The organism is Arthrobacter oryzae (genome assembly GCF_031454875.1).
GTDB classification, from domain to species: Bacteria; Actinomycetota; Actinomycetes; order Actinomycetales; family Micrococcaceae; genus Arthrobacter; species Arthrobacter oryzae_D.
This window is the reverse complement of sequence record NZ_JAVDRQ010000006.1, coordinates 155,138-172,903: the sequence shown is the minus strand read 5'-3', so window position 1 is coordinate 172,903 and position 17,766 is coordinate 155,138. Positions and strand designations below refer to the sequence as shown.

At 65.5% G+C, this 17,766-nt stretch carries 16 protein-coding genes; 7 read left to right on the top strand and 9 right to left on the bottom strand.

Features of this window, described 5'->3' with window-relative positions:
* The first annotated feature begins 163 nt into the window (after positions 1-163).
* Positions 164-397 (top strand): DUF3073 domain-containing protein, encoded by a 234-nt coding sequence (locus J2805_RS12635; protein ID WP_104174527.1) that lies wholly within the window; start codon positions 164-166, stop codon positions 395-397.
* 214 nt (positions 398-611) lie between these two features.
* On the opposite strand, the gene J2805_RS12630 is transcribed toward J2805_RS12635, so the two are convergent.
* Positions 612-1,385, bottom strand: a complete 774-nt coding sequence (locus J2805_RS12630; RefSeq protein WP_309976638.1) for an alpha/beta fold hydrolase — start codon at positions 1,383-1,385, stop codon at positions 612-614.
* Positions 1,386-1,610: 225 nt separating this feature from the next.
* Between J2805_RS12630 and J2805_RS12625 the strand changes: the two genes are divergently transcribed.
* A complete protein-coding gene (locus J2805_RS12625) occupies positions 1,611-2,405 on the top strand; it encodes a VOC family protein (protein WP_309976636.1) in 795 nt (264 codons plus the stop codon).
* Positions 2,402-3,274: a VOC family protein gene (locus J2805_RS12620; RefSeq protein WP_309976634.1), complete on the top strand. Its 873-nt coding sequence runs from the start codon at positions 2,402-2,404 to the stop codon at positions 3,272-3,274. The genes J2805_RS12625 and J2805_RS12620 overlap by 4 nt, the downstream gene beginning before the upstream one ends.
* An 80-nt stretch (positions 3,275-3,354) precedes the next feature.
* On the opposite strand, the gene purM is transcribed toward J2805_RS12620, so the two are convergent.
* From purM to uraD, 5 genes are read right to left on the bottom strand one after another with little or no spacing between them, the layout of a single operon-like run.
* Positions 3,355-4,518 (bottom strand): phosphoribosylformylglycinamidine cyclo-ligase, encoded by a 1,164-nt coding sequence (purM, locus tag J2805_RS12615; RefSeq protein ID WP_309976632.1) that lies wholly within the window; start codon positions 4,516-4,518, stop codon positions 3,355-3,357.
* Positions 4,515-6,203 (bottom strand): amidophosphoribosyltransferase, encoded by a 1,689-nt coding sequence (gene purF, locus J2805_RS12610; protein WP_309976630.1) that lies wholly within the window; start codon positions 6,201-6,203, stop codon positions 4,515-4,517. The genes purM and purF overlap by 4 nt, the downstream gene beginning before the upstream one ends.
* A 47-nt stretch (positions 6,204-6,250) precedes the next feature.
* The gene (locus J2805_RS12605; RefSeq protein WP_309976628.1) at positions 6,251-6,601 is read right to left on the bottom strand and encodes a hypothetical protein; all 351 of its coding nucleotides are present in this window, start codon (positions 6,599-6,601) and stop codon (positions 6,251-6,253) included.
* A gap of 34 nt (positions 6,602-6,635) precedes the next feature.
* On the bottom strand, positions 6,636-6,977 hold the full coding sequence (gene uraH / locus J2805_RS12600; RefSeq protein ID WP_309976626.1) for a hydroxyisourate hydrolase: 342 nt from the start codon (positions 6,975-6,977) through the stop codon (positions 6,636-6,638).
* Complete coding sequence (uraD, locus tag J2805_RS12595; protein WP_309976624.1) at positions 6,974-7,471, bottom strand: 2-oxo-4-hydroxy-4-carboxy-5-ureidoimidazoline decarboxylase; 498 nt, start codon at positions 7,469-7,471, stop codon at positions 6,974-6,976. Before uraD ends, uraH begins: the two co-directional genes overlap by 4 nt.
* A gap of 279 nt (positions 7,472-7,750) precedes the next feature.
* On the opposite strand from uraD, the gene J2805_RS12590 reads away from it, so the two are divergent.
* On the top strand, positions 7,751-9,055 hold the full coding sequence (locus J2805_RS12590; protein ID WP_309976622.1) for a GAF domain-containing sensor histidine kinase: 1,305 nt from the start codon (positions 7,751-7,753) through the stop codon (positions 9,053-9,055).
* Positions 9,052-11,571: an OpgC domain-containing protein gene (gene opgC / locus J2805_RS12585; protein WP_309976621.1), complete on the top strand. Its 2,520-nt coding sequence runs from the start codon at positions 9,052-9,054 to the stop codon at positions 11,569-11,571. The genes J2805_RS12590 and opgC overlap by 4 nt, the downstream gene beginning before the upstream one ends.
* 300 nt (positions 11,572-11,871) lie before the next feature.
* On the opposite strand, the gene J2805_RS12580 is transcribed toward opgC, so the two are convergent.
* From J2805_RS12580 to J2805_RS12570, 3 genes are all read right to left on the bottom strand, one after another.
* Entirely contained in the window at positions 11,872-12,678 is an 807-nt protein-coding gene (locus tag J2805_RS12580) for an IclR family transcriptional regulator (protein ID WP_309976620.1), read from the bottom strand.
* Positions 12,679-12,766: 88 nt separating this feature from the next.
* Entirely contained in the window at positions 12,767-14,023 is a 1,257-nt protein-coding gene (locus J2805_RS12575) for an aminopeptidase P family protein (protein ID WP_309976618.1), read from the bottom strand.
* 60 nt (positions 14,024-14,083) lie between these two features.
* Entirely contained in the window at positions 14,084-15,472 is a 1,389-nt protein-coding gene (locus J2805_RS12570; protein ID WP_309976616.1) for an MFS transporter, read from the bottom strand.
* A gap of 511 nt (positions 15,473-15,983) precedes the next feature.
* On the opposite strand from J2805_RS12570, the gene J2805_RS12565 reads away from it, so the two are divergent.
* The gene (locus J2805_RS12565; RefSeq protein ID WP_309976614.1) at positions 15,984-17,138 is read left to right on the top strand and encodes an S-(hydroxymethyl)mycothiol dehydrogenase; all 1,155 of its coding nucleotides are present in this window, start codon (positions 15,984-15,986) and stop codon (positions 17,136-17,138) included.
* Positions 17,135-17,755 carry an MBL fold metallo-hydrolase gene (locus J2805_RS12560; protein ID WP_309976612.1) on the top strand — a complete coding sequence of 207 codons (621 nt, stop codon included), beginning with the start codon at positions 17,135-17,137 and terminating at the stop codon, positions 17,753-17,755. Before J2805_RS12565 ends, J2805_RS12560 begins: the two co-directional genes overlap by 4 nt.
* Positions 17,756-17,766: the final 11 nt, after the last annotated feature.

Here is a 17,766-nt window from a genome sequence, read left to right as displayed (position 1 = left end):
ACCAGCGCAAACGTGGCAACACCGCCCCGGAGGTGCCCGGCCGGGGAGCAGTTACCGCCGAAAGCATGTAATCTAGGTGTACGACAAATTGACCAAACATTCCGGGGCCTCACTAACGCCAATGGTGACCACCTCCGGTCCGAGTACAAAAGGGGGTCACGCCATGGGGCGCGGCCGTCAAAAGGCAAAAGCTACCAAGCAGGCTCGGGATATTAAGTACTATTCCCCGAACACTGACTACTCTGCGCTTCAGCGTGAGCTCAAGAGCTCAGAGGGTCGTGCACCGAGCCGTTTCTCGAGTGAGCCGGTTGAGCCGGATTATTCGGCTTATGTGGACAAGTACGCGGATGATTTGGAAGAAGACGACGACGAGGTAGACACCCGTCGAATCGGCTAGTTGTCGCCCGCTGAACCTGCCGTAAGGCAATCAGTGGCGTGCCGCCGTCGTACTTTTCACCACAGTGACCCGTACGGCACCTGGCTCTTCTTTTCCGGCACCCCGTGTGCTGACTTCAGTTATCAGGCCCGTCAGGGCGTGCCGGTTTCCGGTGTGCCCTGACGGGCCTTGCTGCGTTTAACCGCCTGTTGTCATCCGTGCACTGCCGTCCGCGCTAGGCCCGTGCGCGCCGTATCGGCATGAGCGTCCGGGGCGGCCCGGAAGCGGTCAGGAAGGCGAGGATGAGGCGGTTAAGGGCCTCCGGCTGTTCCAGCGGAAGCCCGTGGGAGGCGCCGGGTACCACCGCCAGCTGACCCTCGGGAAGGGCCTCGTACAGGGACATCGTGTGGGGCAGCGCCACGAGGTCATCGTCGCCTACAACCACGAGCACGGGGCGGCTGATGCGCGCGATGTCAGCCCTTGTAAGGGTCGGCTCCGACCGGAACATCCTGAAGGTCTTGTTCATCACGACTTCCAGATGGGCAGGCCCGTCCGGTGATCGAGCCACGTAGGCGTTGCCCAGTTCGTCCTGCACAGGGGAGTCGGGGTCCAGTTCCGCGGGGACGGTGCCCTCGAAGTGGTAGTTGGCGCCTACGACCACGAGTTTGCGCACCAGGTCCGGGCGGCGGAGCGCAACGAGCAGTCCTATGATGCCGCCGTCGCTCCACCCGACAAGATGGGCCGGGCCTCCTACCACCGTCTCCAGCACGCTGACGGTCTCGTCCGCCATGTCCGCGTAATGGAAGTCGGCATCGGTGTCCGCGGTGTAGCCGTGGCCCCGGCGGTCGAAGGCCACCACCCGGAAGCCCTGCGCGAGGCCCGGGCCGATGCTGTTGAGGAGATCGTCGCTGTTACCCAGGCCGCCGTGCAGCAGCAGGAGCGGCTCGCCGTTGCCGCCGCGGTCATCCACCCAGGTCGGGTGCCCGCTAATGTCCACACGGCTGGCCATGGCGCACTCCATTCCGGCGGTCCTTCGGCGATCGTCCGGCGATCCTGAAGAGGGAACGGACCGTCTTTGCCGCCATTGTCCTCCTGCGTTGCCGGTGCTACAACATACCCGGCGACGGCACCGACGGGATCCTGTCAGCGATGTTGTCAGCGTCGGAGCCCCGTACTAGGTTGATCGTGGGCTGTTCCATTGACGTCCATTCGCGGTCGAAGGGGATTGATTTCCATGCCAGAAGTTGACAGCTACAAGCAGGGTTCTCCGTGTTGGGCGGACCTTGCCGCGAGCGACATCGGGGCGGCCAAAGAGTTTTACTCGCAGCTGTTCGGCTGGGAGCTGGATGCCATGCCCGCCGGACCCGACATGACGTACTACATGGCCAGGCTGCAGGGCCGCTACGTTGCCGGGATGATGCAGCAGTTGCCGGACATGGCGGCAGCCGGGGCTCCGTCCTATTGGGCCAGCTACCTGGCCGTGGACAATGCGGACGAAGCGGCCGCGAGGGTCGCAGAGGCCGGCGGAACCGTGCTGTATCCCGTGGATGACGTGGAGAACGGCAGCGGACGGATGTTCTTCGCGGCGGATCCCACCGGAGCCCAGGTTGGCTTCTGGCAAGCGGGGTCCCACATCGGGTCAGGGTTGGTGGACGAGCCCGGCGCCCCGGTCTGGAGCGAGCTGCAAACCAGCGACGTCCCGCGGGCTGTCCGGTTTTATGAGGCCGTGACCGGATGCACCACGGAGACCGCGCCCGCCGGTGAGCTCAGCGAATACACCAACTTCATTGTGGACGGAAAGCCTGTGGCGGGAGCCTTGAAGCAGCCCATGGGAGGGGTGCCGCCGTTCTGGATGACCTACTTCAAGGTCGAGGACGTGGATCTGACCGCGGCCCACGCGGCTGAACTCGGCGGCCAGGTCCATGTGCCCGGGTTCGATGTCCCGGGTGTGGGCCGGCTGGCCGTACTGACCGATCCCAACGGAGCTGCCTTCAGCATCATGGCTGCTGCAAGCGCGGGCACACGATGACCGGGCGGACCACCTTCAACGCCGGCGAGATCTGCTGGACCGACCTGCAGACCAAGGATGTGGAGGCCGCCAAGGCGTTCTACACTGCAGTGTTCGGCTGGCGCTATGAGGACCTGCCCACGCCGGACGGGCGGAGCTACGCGAAGGCATACCTGGGTGATGACCTGGTCACCGTCATAGCGCCCCAGAACCCGCAGCAGGAAGCCTCCGGCACTGCGGCGCGGTGGAACATCTACTTTGCGGCGGCTGATGCCGGAGCCATAGTGGAGGAGACCCCGCACGCCGGCGGCACCGTGGAGTTCGGCCCGGAAGACGTGGAGGACACCGGTGTGATGGTCTTCCTGGCGCCTCCCGGCGGCGGCACCACGGGAGTGTGGCAGCCGGGAACACACACCGGCGTCGCCAGGTACAACGAGCCCGGCGCCCTTGCTTGGGCGGAGCTGCTGACTCCCGAGCCGCAGGCCGCCGTAGCCTTCTTCCAGCAACTGTTCGGCCACGAGGTCACCGAATACCCGCAGGACGACGGCGGAACATACACCACGCTGATGGTGGACGGCGCGGAGGTGGCGGGGATCGCGCCCCTGCCGGAGGAAGAACAGGACGAGGACGAAGCGGAGTTCTGGGGGGCGGAGCCGGAGTACGCCGTCGGCAAGGGGGACGAAGCGGCGCCGGACGAGCATGCACTCCAGACGGGCTGGCAGGTCTACTTTGGTGTCTCCAGCGTGGCGGAGGCCGTGGCGTCAGCGGTGGCTGCGGGCGCCGTCGTCCTGATCGAACCCGAGGGTGACGGCAGCGCCGACGAGGAAGCCGGAAGCGTCGCCACCCTGAAGGATCCGCAGGGCGGCGTCTTCAGCGTCCTGGAGGTCTAAACAGATCGAGTGCTCCGCAACTGCCGTTATGAACCTGCTAAACGGCGGTTTCGGAGCACTCGATGTGGGTTTAAGGACCCTTAGGCGTAGGCGTTCACCAGTCGGACTGCGCCGCCGTCAACACCCTTGGCGCCCTGGACGTAGTCCGGGCCGGTCTTGACGATGGAGTCGGAGTTCTCTTCGACGGTGCCCATGATCCAGGACGGCAGGCCGCGGTCGTTGAGGCGGTTCACGGCGGCGTCGGCGGCCTCGGGGGAGACGATTGCCACCATGCCCACGCCGAGGTTCAGAGTGCGCTCGAGATCGGCCAGCGGTACGTTGCCCAGTTCCGAGACCAGCTTGAAGATGGCCGGCAGTTCCCACGTGGCGCGGTCCACCGTGGCAATGAGGCCCTGGGGGAGGACGCGGGCCAGGTTGGCTGCGAGGCCTCCGCCGGTGACGTGGCTGAAGCCGTGCACGGCCTGACCTGCTGCGGAACCGTTCACTGGGAAAGTGCGGGCCAGGTCCAGGCAGTCGGCTGCGTAAACGCGGGTGGGTTCGAGCAGTTCCTCGCCCAGGGTGCGCCCGAGTTCGGAAACCTGGCGGTCCAGGGCCCAGCCGGCATGGTTGATGACGCGGCGGACCAGGGAGTAGCCGTTGGAGTGCAGGCCGGAGGAGGCCATGCCGATCACCACGTCGCCGGCACGGACGCGGTCCGGGCCCAACAGGGCGTCGGCCTCGACAACGCCGGTGGCGGCACCGGCGACGTCGTATTCGTGCTCACCCAGCAGGCCGGGGTGCTCGGCGGTTTCGCCGCCCACCAGGGCAGTGCCGGCCACGGAGCAGGCTGCCGCGATGCCGCGGACGATATCCGCGATGCGCTCGGGAACAACCTTGCCGCAGGCGATGTAGTCGGTCATGTAGAGCGGCTCGGCGCCCACCACCACGATGTCGTCCACCACCATGCCCACGAGGTCGTAGCCAATGGTGTCGTGGATGTCCATGGCCTGGGCGATGGCCACCTTGGTGCCCACGCCGTCCGTGGAGGTGGCGAGCAGCGGGCGCTTGAAGGTGAGGAGCTTCGAGACGTCGTAGAGGCCTGCGAAGCCGCCCACTCCGCCGATCACCGAGGAATTGTGGGTGGCCTTGACGGCGTCCTTCATCAGTTCAACGGCGCGGTCACCTGCCTCGACGTCCACGCCGGCAGAGGCGTACGTGATGCCGCGGGCTGAGGAGTTGCCGGCGGCGGGTGATACGGAAGTCATAGGGACTCTTTCTTGTCAGCGCCGGCGGTGGCGGCGTCGAAATGAACGTCTGGCACAAGGTCCTGCTCAGTCAGCAGGTTCTCAAACTCGGCGTCGGGCCCCGGGTCGCAGCCGGTGGCGCCGGCCTTTCCGGCCGGATCCTCGCTGTCTTCGAGGGAGGACGTCGCCAGTGCCGCCGTGGCGCCGGGGAGGGCAGAGGGCGACGGCGTCAGCCCGCCGAGGTCCGTGCGCTCCAGCAGGTTCTTGCCGAGCTTGTCAGCGCCGGGAAGCTCGATGGGGTACTTGCCGGTGAAGCAGGCAGTGCAGAGACGTTCGCGCGGCTGCCGGGTGGCGTCGATCATGCCGTCTTCGGAAATGTAGGCGAGCGAGTCGGCACCAATCGCCTGGGAAATTTCCTCGATGGTGGCGCCGTTGGCGATCAGCTCCGCGCGGGAGGCGAAATCGATGCCGTAGAAGCAGGGCCACTGCACGGGAGGTGAGGAGATCTTCACGTGCACGGAGGCGGCGCCGGCTTCGCGGAGCATCCGGACGATGGCGCGCTGGGTGTTGCCGCGGACGATCGAGTCATCCACCACAACCACGCGCTTGCCGCGGATCACGGACTCGAGGGCGTTGAGCTTGAGCCGGATGCCCAGCTGCCGCAGCGTCTGCGAAGGCTGGATGAACGTCCGGCCCACGTACGAGTTCTTGACGAAGCCGTGCGCGAAGGGGATGCCGGATTCCTCCGCGTAGCCCACTGCGGCGGGGGTGCCGGATTCGGGCACCGGGATGACGATGTCGGCTTCCTGGGTGTTTTCGCGGGCCAGCTGGCGGCCCATCTCCACGCGGGATTCGTACACGGAGCGTCCGGCGATGGCGGCGTCCGGACGGGCGAGGTAAACGTATTCGAATACGCAGCCCGCCGGCGTCGGCTCCGCAAAGCGCTGGGACCGCACGCCGTCTTCGTCAATGGCGATGAATTCGCCGGGTTCGATTTCGCGGATGAAGCTTGCGCCCACCGTGGCAAGGGCCGACTGCTCGGAAGCAACCACCCAGCCGCGTTCCAGCCGGCCGAGGACCAGCGGGCGGATGCCGTAGGTGTCTCGCGCCGCATAGAGGGTGCCTTCGTCCATAAACACGAAGCAGAAGCCGCCCTTGATCTTGGGCAGCAGCTCAATGGCGGTCTGTTCGAGGGTCTTGCCTTCTTCGCCCTCCAGCAGTGCCGTGACCAGGGCGGTGTCCGAGGTGTTGCCCTGCTTCATTTCGCCGCTGAGCTGGCCGCCGTTGCGCTCGTTGATCATGGCGTTCAGCTCGGCGGTGTTGGTGAGGTTGCCGTTGTGGGCCAGGGCCACCGTGCCCGTGGCGGTGGCGCCAAGGGTGGGCTGGGCATTGGCCCAGTGGCTGGCGCCGGTAGTGGAATAGCGGCAGTGGCCGACGGCCAGGTGCCCGGTCAGGGTGTTAAGCGTGGTCTCGTCGAAGACCTGGGAGACGAGTCCCATGTCCTTGTAGACGTTGATCCGCTTGCCGTCGCTGGTTGCTATGCCAGCCGACTCCTGACCGCGGTGCTGCAATGCATACAGCCCGTAATAGGTGAGTTTTGCTACTTCTTCACCTGGTGCCCAGACCCCGAAGACGCCGCAAGCGTCCTGGGGGCCTTTTTCGCCAGGGAGAAGATCATGAGAAAGTTTTCCATCGCCGCGTGCCACTGGTCGATTATCTCACGTGATGGGGTAGGACTTTTCCGGCCGCCCGTTTATGACTGACTGCCCGCCGTGGTGCCCTTGCCGTTGCCGTCGGCAGGATCGCTGCCGGACTCAGTCTCCGGGACGGCTTCGACGACGGCGTGTTCGGCGCGCCGGACGCTGAGCCGGTCCAGCAGGAGCGCAACAATGGCGCCTAAAATCACGCCGCCGGCGCCGAAAAGTACCAGGAAGAAGCCAAAGACGGAGCTGGGTTCGTAACTCGGGTCCCCGGGCAGCGCAAACGCTATGACGGCCGCCACGATGATGCCCACGAGGCCGCCCAGTATGAGGAACGGCACGTATTTGGGCGCCCGTCGGACGGTGATTTCGCGCCGCTCGGCGGGGGTGTCTTCAGAAGCCATGCCTTCTAGCCTACTGCCCGGGGATTTGGTCGGGTTAGCTGCCGCGGTACGTCGAATAGGCGAACGGGCTCAGGAGCAGCGGCACGTGATAGTGCTCGCCGGCGTCGGACACCGCGAACACCAGGTCCACCTCCGGGAAGAACGTGTCCGTGCCCAGGCCTTCGTAGTAGGCGCCCGTGGCGAAGTTCAGCCGGTACGTCCCGGCGGGCAGGAGCTCCGGACCCAGGTCCTTCGCCCTGCCGTCGGCATCGGTGGTTCCCGAAGCAACGAGGTTCCAGCCGCCGCCGTCGCGCGCGTAAAGCTCGACGGCGACGCCGGCGGCCGGGCGCCCGGCCCCGGTGTCCAGGATGTGGGTGGTTACCTGTGAAACGGTCATTCGCTGATCACTCCTTCGAGTCGGAGCAGGGCGATCTCACGCAGCTGCTGGGCCACTATGGCGTCTTCTTCATCGGGCGTGTGGGTAAGGCGTTCATGCAGGGCGGCCAGGATTTCCGGGGCCGTGCGTCCAGCGGCGCGAATCAGGAACACCCTGCCGAATTTTTCCTCGTAGGCGCGGTTGCCCTCGGCCAGGGCCGTGCTCACGTCCTGGTCCGCCGGATCCACTCCGGCCTGCTCCGAGCGGGACATGGCCGCCTCGGTAGTGGAGGCCGTGGGCCGTTCCCCGATGCGCGGATGATGGGCCATGGCGGACTCCACCTCGTCCGGAGTGAACGGGGCGGCGGCGTTCCGGGCGAAGTCCAGCAGCGCCTGGTTGCTCGTGAACGGTCGGGCGTCCGCGATCTGGTCTACCCAGCGCTGGATATCAATGCAGGGGCGAAGTGCCGCGGTGACTTCCGCGCGGTCCGCCCCGTTGAATACGGCAAGCTGCATGCTTGTTCATCCCTCGTGCAAATGCTGGCATCCATGGCGTCGGCTATGCGGAAAAGGGAGTGCCCCGCTGTAGTGTCCGCCGTGCCCGCACCTGGGTGCAACGGTGTTCCTACATTCCGCATCATGGAACTGTTATTTCAGCATGCGTAATAGTCAACCGGAAATCAGCTGCTAGTGTCAAGAGACTACCGCACCGCTGACGCGGCGTATCAGCTCCGCTAGACTCCTGCGGGGAACTGCGCGGACGGCCGGTTGTCCTTATGGGTGGGAAGGACTGCAGTGGCTCAAGCAGACGGGCGCACTCTAACTGGTGCTGATCTCGGACGACGGGCGGTGCTCGCCGAGTACGGGCTCCTGCCCGACGACCCTGATGCCGCCAGGACGCCCGACGCCCCGATTGCTGCTGGCGCAGCCAACCATAGCCCCAGTGCCAGTGCCGCGCGGGCGCTGAACTTCCTGGTGGACCTTGCTGCGAAGCTCTGTGGTGTTCCTTTCAGCGTGGTCAACATCATCACTCCCGAACAGCAGGTCCAGCTGGCAGCGGCAGGGATGGAACCCGGACTGTGCGCCCGGGAGGACTCGATGTGCGCCAAGGTTTTCCAGCAGGGCGTCACCACCGTTGTGCCGGACGCCGCAGCCGATCCGCGATTCGCGGACAACCCGTTTGTGACCGGCGAAATCGCGAGTGTCCGCTTCTACGCCTCCGCGCCGCTGCGGACCGGTTCCGGATTTACGCTGGGCTCGCTGTGCGTGTTCTCCGATGTCCCGGCCCGAATCTCCGCCGAACAGATTGCCATGCTGGACGTCCTGGCGGCACAGGTCGTGGAGGTGCTGGAGCTGCAGCACCGAACCCTGCAGCTCCAGCATGCTTTGGGAGAGCTGGAACGCAGCAACCGCAAGGTTGCCGAATTCGCGGGACGGGTGAGCCATGACCTGCGCATCCCGCTGACCACCATCCTGGGCTACGTGGAACTGAGCGAGGACGACGCGGACATCAGCCAGGGCGGCCCCGCCGCCGGATACCTGAAGCGCATTGGTGGCAGCGGGCGACGGATGCTGGGCATGCTGGACGATGTCCTCAGCTATTCCCAGGTGGGAGGAACACTGCGCCGGCAGCATGTTTCGCTCCAGGATGCCGTGGCTGAGGCGGTCAGCGACCTGGGCGAAGGGTTCGGCAACACTGCTGCGGTGGAATTCGAAGACGTGGAAGTGCGGGCCGACCCGGCGCAGCTGCGGACCCTGCTGCAAAACCTCCTCGGCAATTCCTACAACTATCGGCGCCCCACGGCGGACCTCAGAATCAAGGTGTCCGGCGTGGCCGATGAGCGCGGTGTCACCGTCACGGTGTCGGACAACGGCAAGGGCATCGCCGCCGCTGACCGCGAAAAGGTTCTCGAACCCCTGGTCCGGCTGCACCGTCCCGGCGACGCTCCCGGAACCGGCCTGGGGCTCGCGACGTGCGTGCGGATCGTGAAGTCGCACGGCGGTGAACTCGCAATTACGGAAACCCCCGGAGGCGGAACGACTGTCTCGGCACTCTTCCCCGAGGGCGGCCGGAACCCGGAACGCAGCCAGGCAGGATGAACAGTCTTAGTACGGTGCTGCGGGCAATACTCCTGCTCCTTGCCCTGGTGCTGTTCATGCCCGCGGGAGCTGCGCAGGCCGCGGTGACGGCGCGCGCCGGCCTCCCGGCGTCGACCATTATCGGTGCTGAGGATCTCGGCGCCGCACCGGGAGAGCCGCTCCTGGGCGGCGTCCTGGAATGGGGCGAGGACGACGCCGCCGGGTTCGCCGGGCGGCTGCAGGCCACGCCCGCGATCCTGGGCCACGATGTCTCGTTTCCCATAAAGGGCGCCGAAAAGGCCTACCTGCGGGAGTTCCTGGCCCAAAGTGCCGCCTCAGGCGCCCACGCCCTGGTTACCGTGAATCCCACCATTCCGCTGGCGGAGGTCAACGCGGCCGCCGCCGCCGACTTCGCGGCGCAGCTCGGGGAACTGGCGGAGGGCTTCCCCGGGAAGCTGCTGATCCGCTTCGCTCCGGACATGAACTCGAGCTGGGTGTCCTGGGGGCAGCAACCGGGGGCCTACGTGCCGGCCTACCGCGCAGTGGCCCAGGCGTTCGAACCGAAAAGCAACGTGCTGATGGTGTGGCAGCCGTTCCAGTCCCGGGACTATCCGTTCACCAGGAACCGCAGCGCCGCGGCTCCCGGTACGCCCGGTTTCGCCGCGCTGGACACGAATTCCGACGGCGCCTGGAACGGATCTGATGCCCCGTACGCCCCGTACTACCCTGGCGACGACGTGGTTGACTGGGCCGGCCTGACGGCACTCCACGACGACACCGGCGGGGGAGCCGCCGTCAACACGCTGCCCGACGACGGCGAGCTTGCCTCGCTGCTGGCGGGGACGGCCAAGGGGGCGGCCTCCGGCGCGGACGGCGGCGGAACTTCCGACGGCGGTGGCGACGCCGACTTCTACGAGTCCTATGCCGTCCAGCGGGACAAGCCGCTGCTGCTCCAGACAGCGGCCTATTACAGCCCGTCGGCGGGCGGACCGTCGGAAGCCGACATCAAGGCCCGCTGGTGGAAACAGGTGCTGGGCGAGGCCGCGCCGGGCAAACTTCAGCGGATTGCCGCCGTCGTCTGGGACGAGAAAACGGACGTGGGGGACGCCGGCAACACCATCATTGACTGGCGCCTCACGCGGAATACGGCCGTAGCGGCGGCTGCCGGCGCGGCTGTCAGGGAATCCACCCTTGTCACCGGGCCGGTCACCAGGACTGTGCAGGGGCTGGGCGGCTCAGCAGGCAACGCGCTGTCCGGCGTTCCCGCGGGGATCGCGGCTGCCGCCCTGCTGATCGGAGCCGTCCTGCTGTGGCTGGTTCCGGTGCGTGTGCGCTCAGCCAAGGCGTGGACGTATTCAGACAAGTCCTCGCGCGATTCCCGGGTGGACCTGATGCGCGGGCTGGCCATCCTGTTCGTGGTGGTGAACCACGTGGGCATGACGTCGCTCTTTCAGCTGGTCACCCAGGAAGCCATCGGCTTTGTGTCCGGCGCCGAGCTGTTCGTGCTGCTGTCCGGGCTGGTGCTGGGGATGGTCTACGGCCCCAAGGCCGCCCAGGACCGGATTGGTGAGGTGGCGCAAAAGACCGGCAGGCGGGCGGGCAAGCTGTACGTCACCGCGTTGGCCGTAGTGGTTCTGGTGTTCGTCATCAGCCTCATCCCGGCCCTGAACTCGGAGGCGCTGACCACGTTCACGGACCAGGGGACCGGAGGTGCAGGCAGGTCGGGCGCCGGCCGGACCTACGACCTCTACACCGGTATGCAGGGCCTGTTGCAGTTCCCGGTGTCCGCCGCCGTCATTCCGGCGGTGCTGCTCCTGCAGTTCGGCCCGTGGCAGTTCAACGTGATGGGGCTTTACGTCATCATGCTGCTGGTCAGCCCGCTGATCCTGCTGGCGCTGGCGCGCGGCAAGGTGCTTTGGGTGCTGGCGGGCACCGTGGCCCTGTACGTTGCCGGCACGGTGTTCCGTTTCCGGCTCCTGCCCTCGCAGTTCGAGGATTCCTTCCCGCTGCTGGTGTGGCAGGTCCTGTTTGTGCTGGGCCTGGTGGGCGGCTACTACCGGCGGGCCATCGTGGCCTGGCTGTCCGCGCACCGCTGGGTGGTGGGCCTTTGCGCCGCGGTCACCGTGGTCTTCGCACTGATGTCTTGGGGCAACCCGTATCTGGCCAACGAGTTCGACGTCCGGCTGGCACTGAGCTCGGACGCCAACTACCGCGCCGTGTATGACCAGTTCTTCGGGCGGACCTACCTGGAACCGGGACGGCTCCTCAATGTGCTCACGCTGCTGGTGACGGCTTATGCACTCCTCACTGCGTACTGGAAGCCGATCGAATGCGCAGTGGGGTGGCTGCTGATCCCGCTGGGGCAGGCCACGCTGTATGTCTTCATCATGCACGTGCTGCTGATCGCCGTCGTGGCGAACATCCCGGCGCTGCAGCAGGAGAACATTTGGCTGAACACAGCGGCCTACGCGGCGATCGTGGCGCTGCTGTGGGTCATGGTCCGGACCAGGTTCCTGTTCCGCATCATCCCCACCTGACCCTCTCTCACTTCCTGCCGCCTTTACGCTGACCCTCTCTCACTTCCTGCCGCCTTAAGGCCGACCCTCTCTCACTTCTTGCCGCCTTAAGGCCGACCCTCTCTCACTTCTTGACGACCGCAAGGGCGTCTGTGTCCGGGGTGGGACCGCGGAAAGTGAGAGAGCGTCGCCGAAAAACCTGCGGGAAGTGATAGAGCGTCCGGGTTGGGACCGCAGGAAGTGAGAGAGCGTCCGGGGTGGGACCGCGGAAAGTGAGAGAGCGTCGCCGAAAAACCTGCGGGAAGTGAGAGAGCGTCGGGTTCAGGCCGGGGCCCGGGATGCGCCGCCGAGGCGGGCCGTGACGCGGCCCGCGGCTGCCTTGCAGGATTCCCCGAGGCTTTGCAGCGTGTCCGGCGAGACCCGGAAGCGCGGCGCCGGGATGAGGACGGCCGCCACGATATCGCCGCGGTGATCGAAAACGGGCGCGGCCAGGCCCACCTCGTCCAGTGAGGACTCGCCGTAGTTGATGGCCCAGCCGCGCTTGGCGACGTCGTCGAGCCGGATCAGGTAAGCCTCGAGGCTGGCGTCGTCCAGGCCCGGATAGGCAATTTCACCGCTCCGAAGCAGCACGCGCACGCGCTCGGCAGGTTCGGCGGCGAGGAAGACCTGGACGGAGGCGCTGAGGGCGTCCTTGTACCGGGCCCCCAGCGGTGTTGTGTGCTTGATCTGGTGATGGCTGGCGATCTGTTCCACGCACATCGATTCGGAACCGTTCCATACCATGAGGGCACTGGTTTCGCCGGTCTGTTCCATGAGTTCGCGCAGGACGGGGTACGCCACGCGCCGCTCTTCGAGTTCGGCCAGCAGCGGCCCGGCGACGGCGATGAGGCCCAGGCCCAGGCGGAACCTGCGGGTCTCCGGATCGCGTTCCACCAGGTGTTCCTGTTCGAACGTGGCCAGGATGCGGGACACGGTGCTTTTGTGCAGGCCGACGCGGTTGGCGATCTCCGTGACGCCGAGCAGCGGCTCGTCCGCGGTAAAGCTTCGCAGTACAGCGATGGCGTTGACGATGACGGACGTGCCCTTGGCGTCGCCGTTGCTGGTTTCGGGAGCTTCTGCAGAGGTCATGGTGTCCACCATCATTCCGTATGTAAGCCGGAAAGCGGCGCCACGGAAGATGCGGCGCCGCTTTCGGGTGATGGCCAAGCCGGTGCTGTTAGGCGCCGATGATGTTGTATTCCGGGCCGAACGGGAACTTAGTGATGTTCTCCGCGCCGTCTTCGCCGACCACCAGGATGTCGTGCTCGCGGTAGCCGCCGGCGCCGGGCTGCCCGTCCATGACGGTGATCATCGGTTCCATGGAGACCACCATGCCCGGTTCCAGTACCGTGTCGATATCCTCGCGGAGCTCCAGTCCGGCTTCCCGGCCGTAGTAGTGGCTGAGGACGCCGAACGAGTGGCCGTAGCCGAAGGTGCGGTTGGCAAGGAGGCCGTGGCCCACGTAGATCTCGTTCAGTTCGGCGGCAATGTCCTTGCAGACGGCGCCGGGCTTGATGAGCTCGAGGCCGCGCTTGTGGACCTCTACGTTGATGTTCCAGAGTTCCAATGAGCGGGCATCCGGTTCGCCGTAGAACAGGGTGCGTTCGAGAGCCGTGTAATAGCCGGACGTCATGGGGAAGCAGTTCAGCGACAGGATGTCGTGTTCCTGGATCTTGCGCGTGGTGGCCCAGTTGTGTGCGCCGTCCGTGTTGATGCCGGACTGGAACCACACCCAGGTGTCCCGGATCTCCGAGTCCGGGAACGTGCGGGCGATCTCGTGGACCATGGCCTCCGTTCCGATCAGCGCCACCTCGTATTCGGTGATCCCGGCGGTGATGGCGTTGCGGATGGCCTCGCCGCCCAGGTCGCCGATGCGTGCCCCGTGCTTGATGACCTCGATTTCCTCGGCGGACTTGATCATCCGCTGGCGCATCGCGGCCTGGGCCACATCGACCAGGGCTGCCGAGGGGAAGGCGGCCTGGATCTTGTTGCGGTTGTCCAGCGGCAGCGAGTCGTCCTCGACACCCAGGCGGCGCGGGTTGATGCCGCGGGTGCGCAGGACTTCCTGGATGGCGAAGATGTAGTTGTCCCGGCGCCAGTCCGTGTAAACGATGTTGTCGCCGAAGCTGCGGCGCCAGGGCATGCCGGCGTCGATATTGGCCGTCACGGTGACGGTGTCGTCTTTCGTGACCACCATGGCGTAGGAGCGGCCGAAAGTCGTGAAAAGGAAATCGGAGTAGTACTTGATCGAGTGGTAGCTGGTCAGGACGACGGCGTCCAGGTCCTTTTCCGCCATGATGCGGCGCAGGCCGGCGAGGCGGCGCTCGAACTCCGTATCGGAGAATGTCAGCGTGACCTTATTGCCGTTCTTGAGGACCTTGAGTCGCTCCAGTTCGGCGACGGACGTTGCGTTCTCGGATGTTGTGGTGCTCATTGTGGTGGTGCCTTTCTGTGGTGCAGTTACTTGGAGTGGGAAGAAGCGGAAGAAGGTCTTCTAGTCGTGGCGCAGCGGTTCGTTGCAGGTTTCCTTCGAGAGCGCGACGGCGATCAGGGAGATGGTTGCCGCAGCGACGAGGTACCAGGCCGGAGCCAGATCGCTGGCGGTGGCGGCGATCAGGAGCGTTGCCATGAACGGGGCTGTGCCGCCGAAAAGGGCGTTGGAGAGGTTGAAGCTGACCGCGAAGCCGCTGTAGCGGACACGGGTGGGGAACATTTCGGCCAGGAAGCTGGGGAGCGTCCCGTCGTTGAGCGTGAGCATGGCGCCAAGCAGGATCTGGACCAGGACGATCACCAGGAAATTCCCGGTGCCCAGCAGCGCAAAGGCGGGCACGGTCAGCACGATGAAGGTGATGGAGGCGCTGATAAGCACCTTCTTGCGTCCATAGCGGTCAGAAAGCATTCCGGTCAGGAAGATGAACCCGATGTACGTCAGCAACGCGATGGTGGTGGCCAGGAATGATTCGGTCTCGCCGAGGCCCAGCTCTGAGGACAGGTACGTGGGCATGTAGCTGAGGATCACATAGAAGCCGACGGCGTTCAGCAGCACGGCGCCGACGGCCTGCAGCAGCTGCCGCCAGTGGTTCCGGAACAGGCTGGAAACTGGGGCCTTGACAGCCTCGTCCTCCGCAGCCATTTCGCGGAACACCGGGGTGTCTTCCAGCTTGGTACGGATGTAGCGTCCGATCAGTCCCATCGGGGCAGCCAGCAGGAACGGCAGCCGCCAGCCCCAGCTTTGCATCGCGTCGGAACTGAGCAGGACTGTCAGCAGGCCTGCCATCAGGGAGCCAAGGAGCAGGCCTGCTGCGGTGCTCGCGGGAACCACCGCGGCGTAGAGGCCGCGCCTGTTGGCGGGGGCGTACTCGACCAGGAAGGCCGACGCTCCTGCGTACTCACCCGAGGCTGAAAAGCCTTGCACGACCCTGATGATCAGAAGCAGGATCGGAGCCCAGATGCCGATTGTGTCGTAGCCCGGTATGAGAGCTATGCAGAAAGTCGCTCCGGACATGATCAGGATGGAAAGGGAGAGAGCGGTCCGCCGGCCCACCCTGTCACCGATATGGCCCCAGACGAACCCGCCGAGCGGGCGAACCAGGAATGAAATCGCGAACAGGGCAAAAGTCAGCAGCAGCCCGGTCTGGGGATCTGATTCAGGAAAAAAGACCGTTGCGATCGTTACAGCCAGATAGCCGTAAACGGCGTAGTCGAACCATTCAACGAAGTTGCCGATGAAGCTGGCCGCGATGACCCTGCGGCGCGTTTCCCTGCTGACGCCGCCGGCATCTGCGCCCGTGATTCCGTTGGCGGCGTCACCATTGACGGCGCTGTTCGGTTCCGGGCTGGTCCGGCCCCCGAGTGCGGCGGGGGAGGAAATTTCGTTACTCATGTATCCACCAAAGTGTTTTGGGGTTGCATTCAGTGCAACGCTGTTGCATCAGAGTATGCGTGACATGAGACACAGTCAATCCCTTTTGGTCCCAAAGTTGCTAAATCTATCCGGGCGACTCGTGAAAGGTGGGGAAATCGGGTTTTGATTCGGTTGTTGCGCTAAGGGGAACTGAGTTGCGTTCAGTGTCCCGAAGCGACACTCTGGACCTATGCTCAGCCTGGAGCGGGCTACGTGAGGCCTGGGCGTTCTATTGACACTCCCCGGTATGCCTGCAATATTTCCAAGTACGCGTCATGTGAATCGTGTTGTGTAATACGCAATTTGATGTAGGGCGGTCGATGGAGGGCTGAACGCGCAGGTGCAGCATTGCTGGCGCGCGAACGGATGCCGGTGGCCAGCCGCCGAACTCAGCGCTGGGCGAAGACTGGGAACCTCAGCGAGTCAGCTAGATTGGCAAAGGGCGCCGTCGCCAAAGAGTCCCCGGGCTCAGGAAAGGAACAGAAGAATCATGGTTCACAAAGTAAAGGCCGTCATAGCCAAGGAAAAGAATGCTCCGGTCTCGGTGGAGACCATCCTGGTCCCGGATCCCGGACCGGGAGAGGCGCTGGTGGACATCCTCACCTGCGGTGTTTGCCACACGGACCTGCACTACAAACAGGGCGGAATCACTGACGATTTCCCCATCCTGCTGGGCCACGAGGCCACAGGCGTGGTCAGTGTCGTCGGCCCGGACGTCACCGAGGTGGCTCCCGGCGACCGTGTGATCCTGAACTGGCGCGCCGTGTGCGGCGAATGCCGTGCCTGCGCCAAGGGCCAGCCGCAGTACTGCTTCAACACGCACAATGCCACGCAGAAAATGACGCTGGAGGACGGCACGGAGCTCTCGCCCGCGCTGGGAATCGGCGCCTTCGCCGAGAAGACGCTGGTGGCCGCCGGGCAGTGCACCAAGGTTGACGAGGACGCCGATCCCGCTGCCGTCGGTCTGCTGGGCTGCGGTGTGATGGCAGGCATCGGCGCCGCCATCAACACCGGCGAGGTCAAGCGCGGCGAGTCCGTGGCCGTAATCGGCTGCGGCGGTGTGGGCATCGCCGCCATCGCCGGCGCCAAGCTGGCCGGTGCCACCACGATCATCGCCGTGGACATCGACGCCAACAAGGTGGAAATGGCCAAGGCCCTCGGCGCCACCCACGGCGTGGACTCCAGCAAGGAAGATCCCATTGAGGCCATCCGTGCGCTGACCGGCGGCAACGGTGCCGACGTCGTGATCGAGGCCGTAGGCCGGCCCGAAACGTACAAACAGGCGTTCTATGCCCGGGACCTCGCCGGCCGTGTGGTGCTGGTGGGCGTTCCGACGCCGGACATGAAGCTTGAGCTGCCGCTGCTGGATGTCTTTGGCCGCGGCGGATCCCTGAAGTCCTCCTGGTACGGGGACTGCCTGCCCTCCCGCGACTTCCCCATGCTGGTGGCGCAGTACAAACTGGGCAACCTGGACCTGGACGCCTTCGTCACCGAGCGAATCACCATCGACCAGGTGGAAGAGGCCTTCGGCAGGATGCATGAGGGCAAGGTGCTGCGTTCCGTGGTTGAAATCCACCCCGCGGCCGAGACCGTCACGCCCGCCGGCAGCGCCGTATCGTCGGTTTCCGGGGCGGTGTCCGTATGAGCGTCACCATCGAGAACCTGGTCACCTCGGGGACGTTTTCGCTCGACGGCGGCACCTGGGACGTGGACAACAACGTCTGGATCGTGGGGAACGAAGAAGAATGCGTAATCATAGATTCCCCGCATGATGCCGAGGCGATCATCAGCCAGGTCCGGGGCAGGAAGGTCCTGGCCATCCTGCTTACACACGCGCACAACGACCACATCGGTGCGGCACGTGCCGTGGCGGAGGCCGTGAAGGCGCCGATCTACCTGCACCCTGACGACCTGGTGCTCTGGGAGCAGGTCTACCCGGACGTCAAGCCGGACCGCTACCTTGCCGACGGCGACGTGTTCCAGGTGGGCGGGGCGACGCTGCGGGCCCTCCACACCCCGGGCCACTCGCCGGGGTCCACATGCTTCCACCTCGAGGATGAGGGCACGGTCTTCACCGGGGACACGCTGTTCAACGGCGGCCCGGGCGCCACCGGCAGGTCCTACAGCGACTACCCGACCATCCTCACCTCCATCCGCGAACGGCTGCTCACGCTGCCTGCCAGGACCGTGGTGCGCACCGGCCACGGCGACAGCACCACCATCGGGGCGGAGCGGGAGACGCTGGCCAAGGTCAGCCAGTGAAAGGCGTGCCC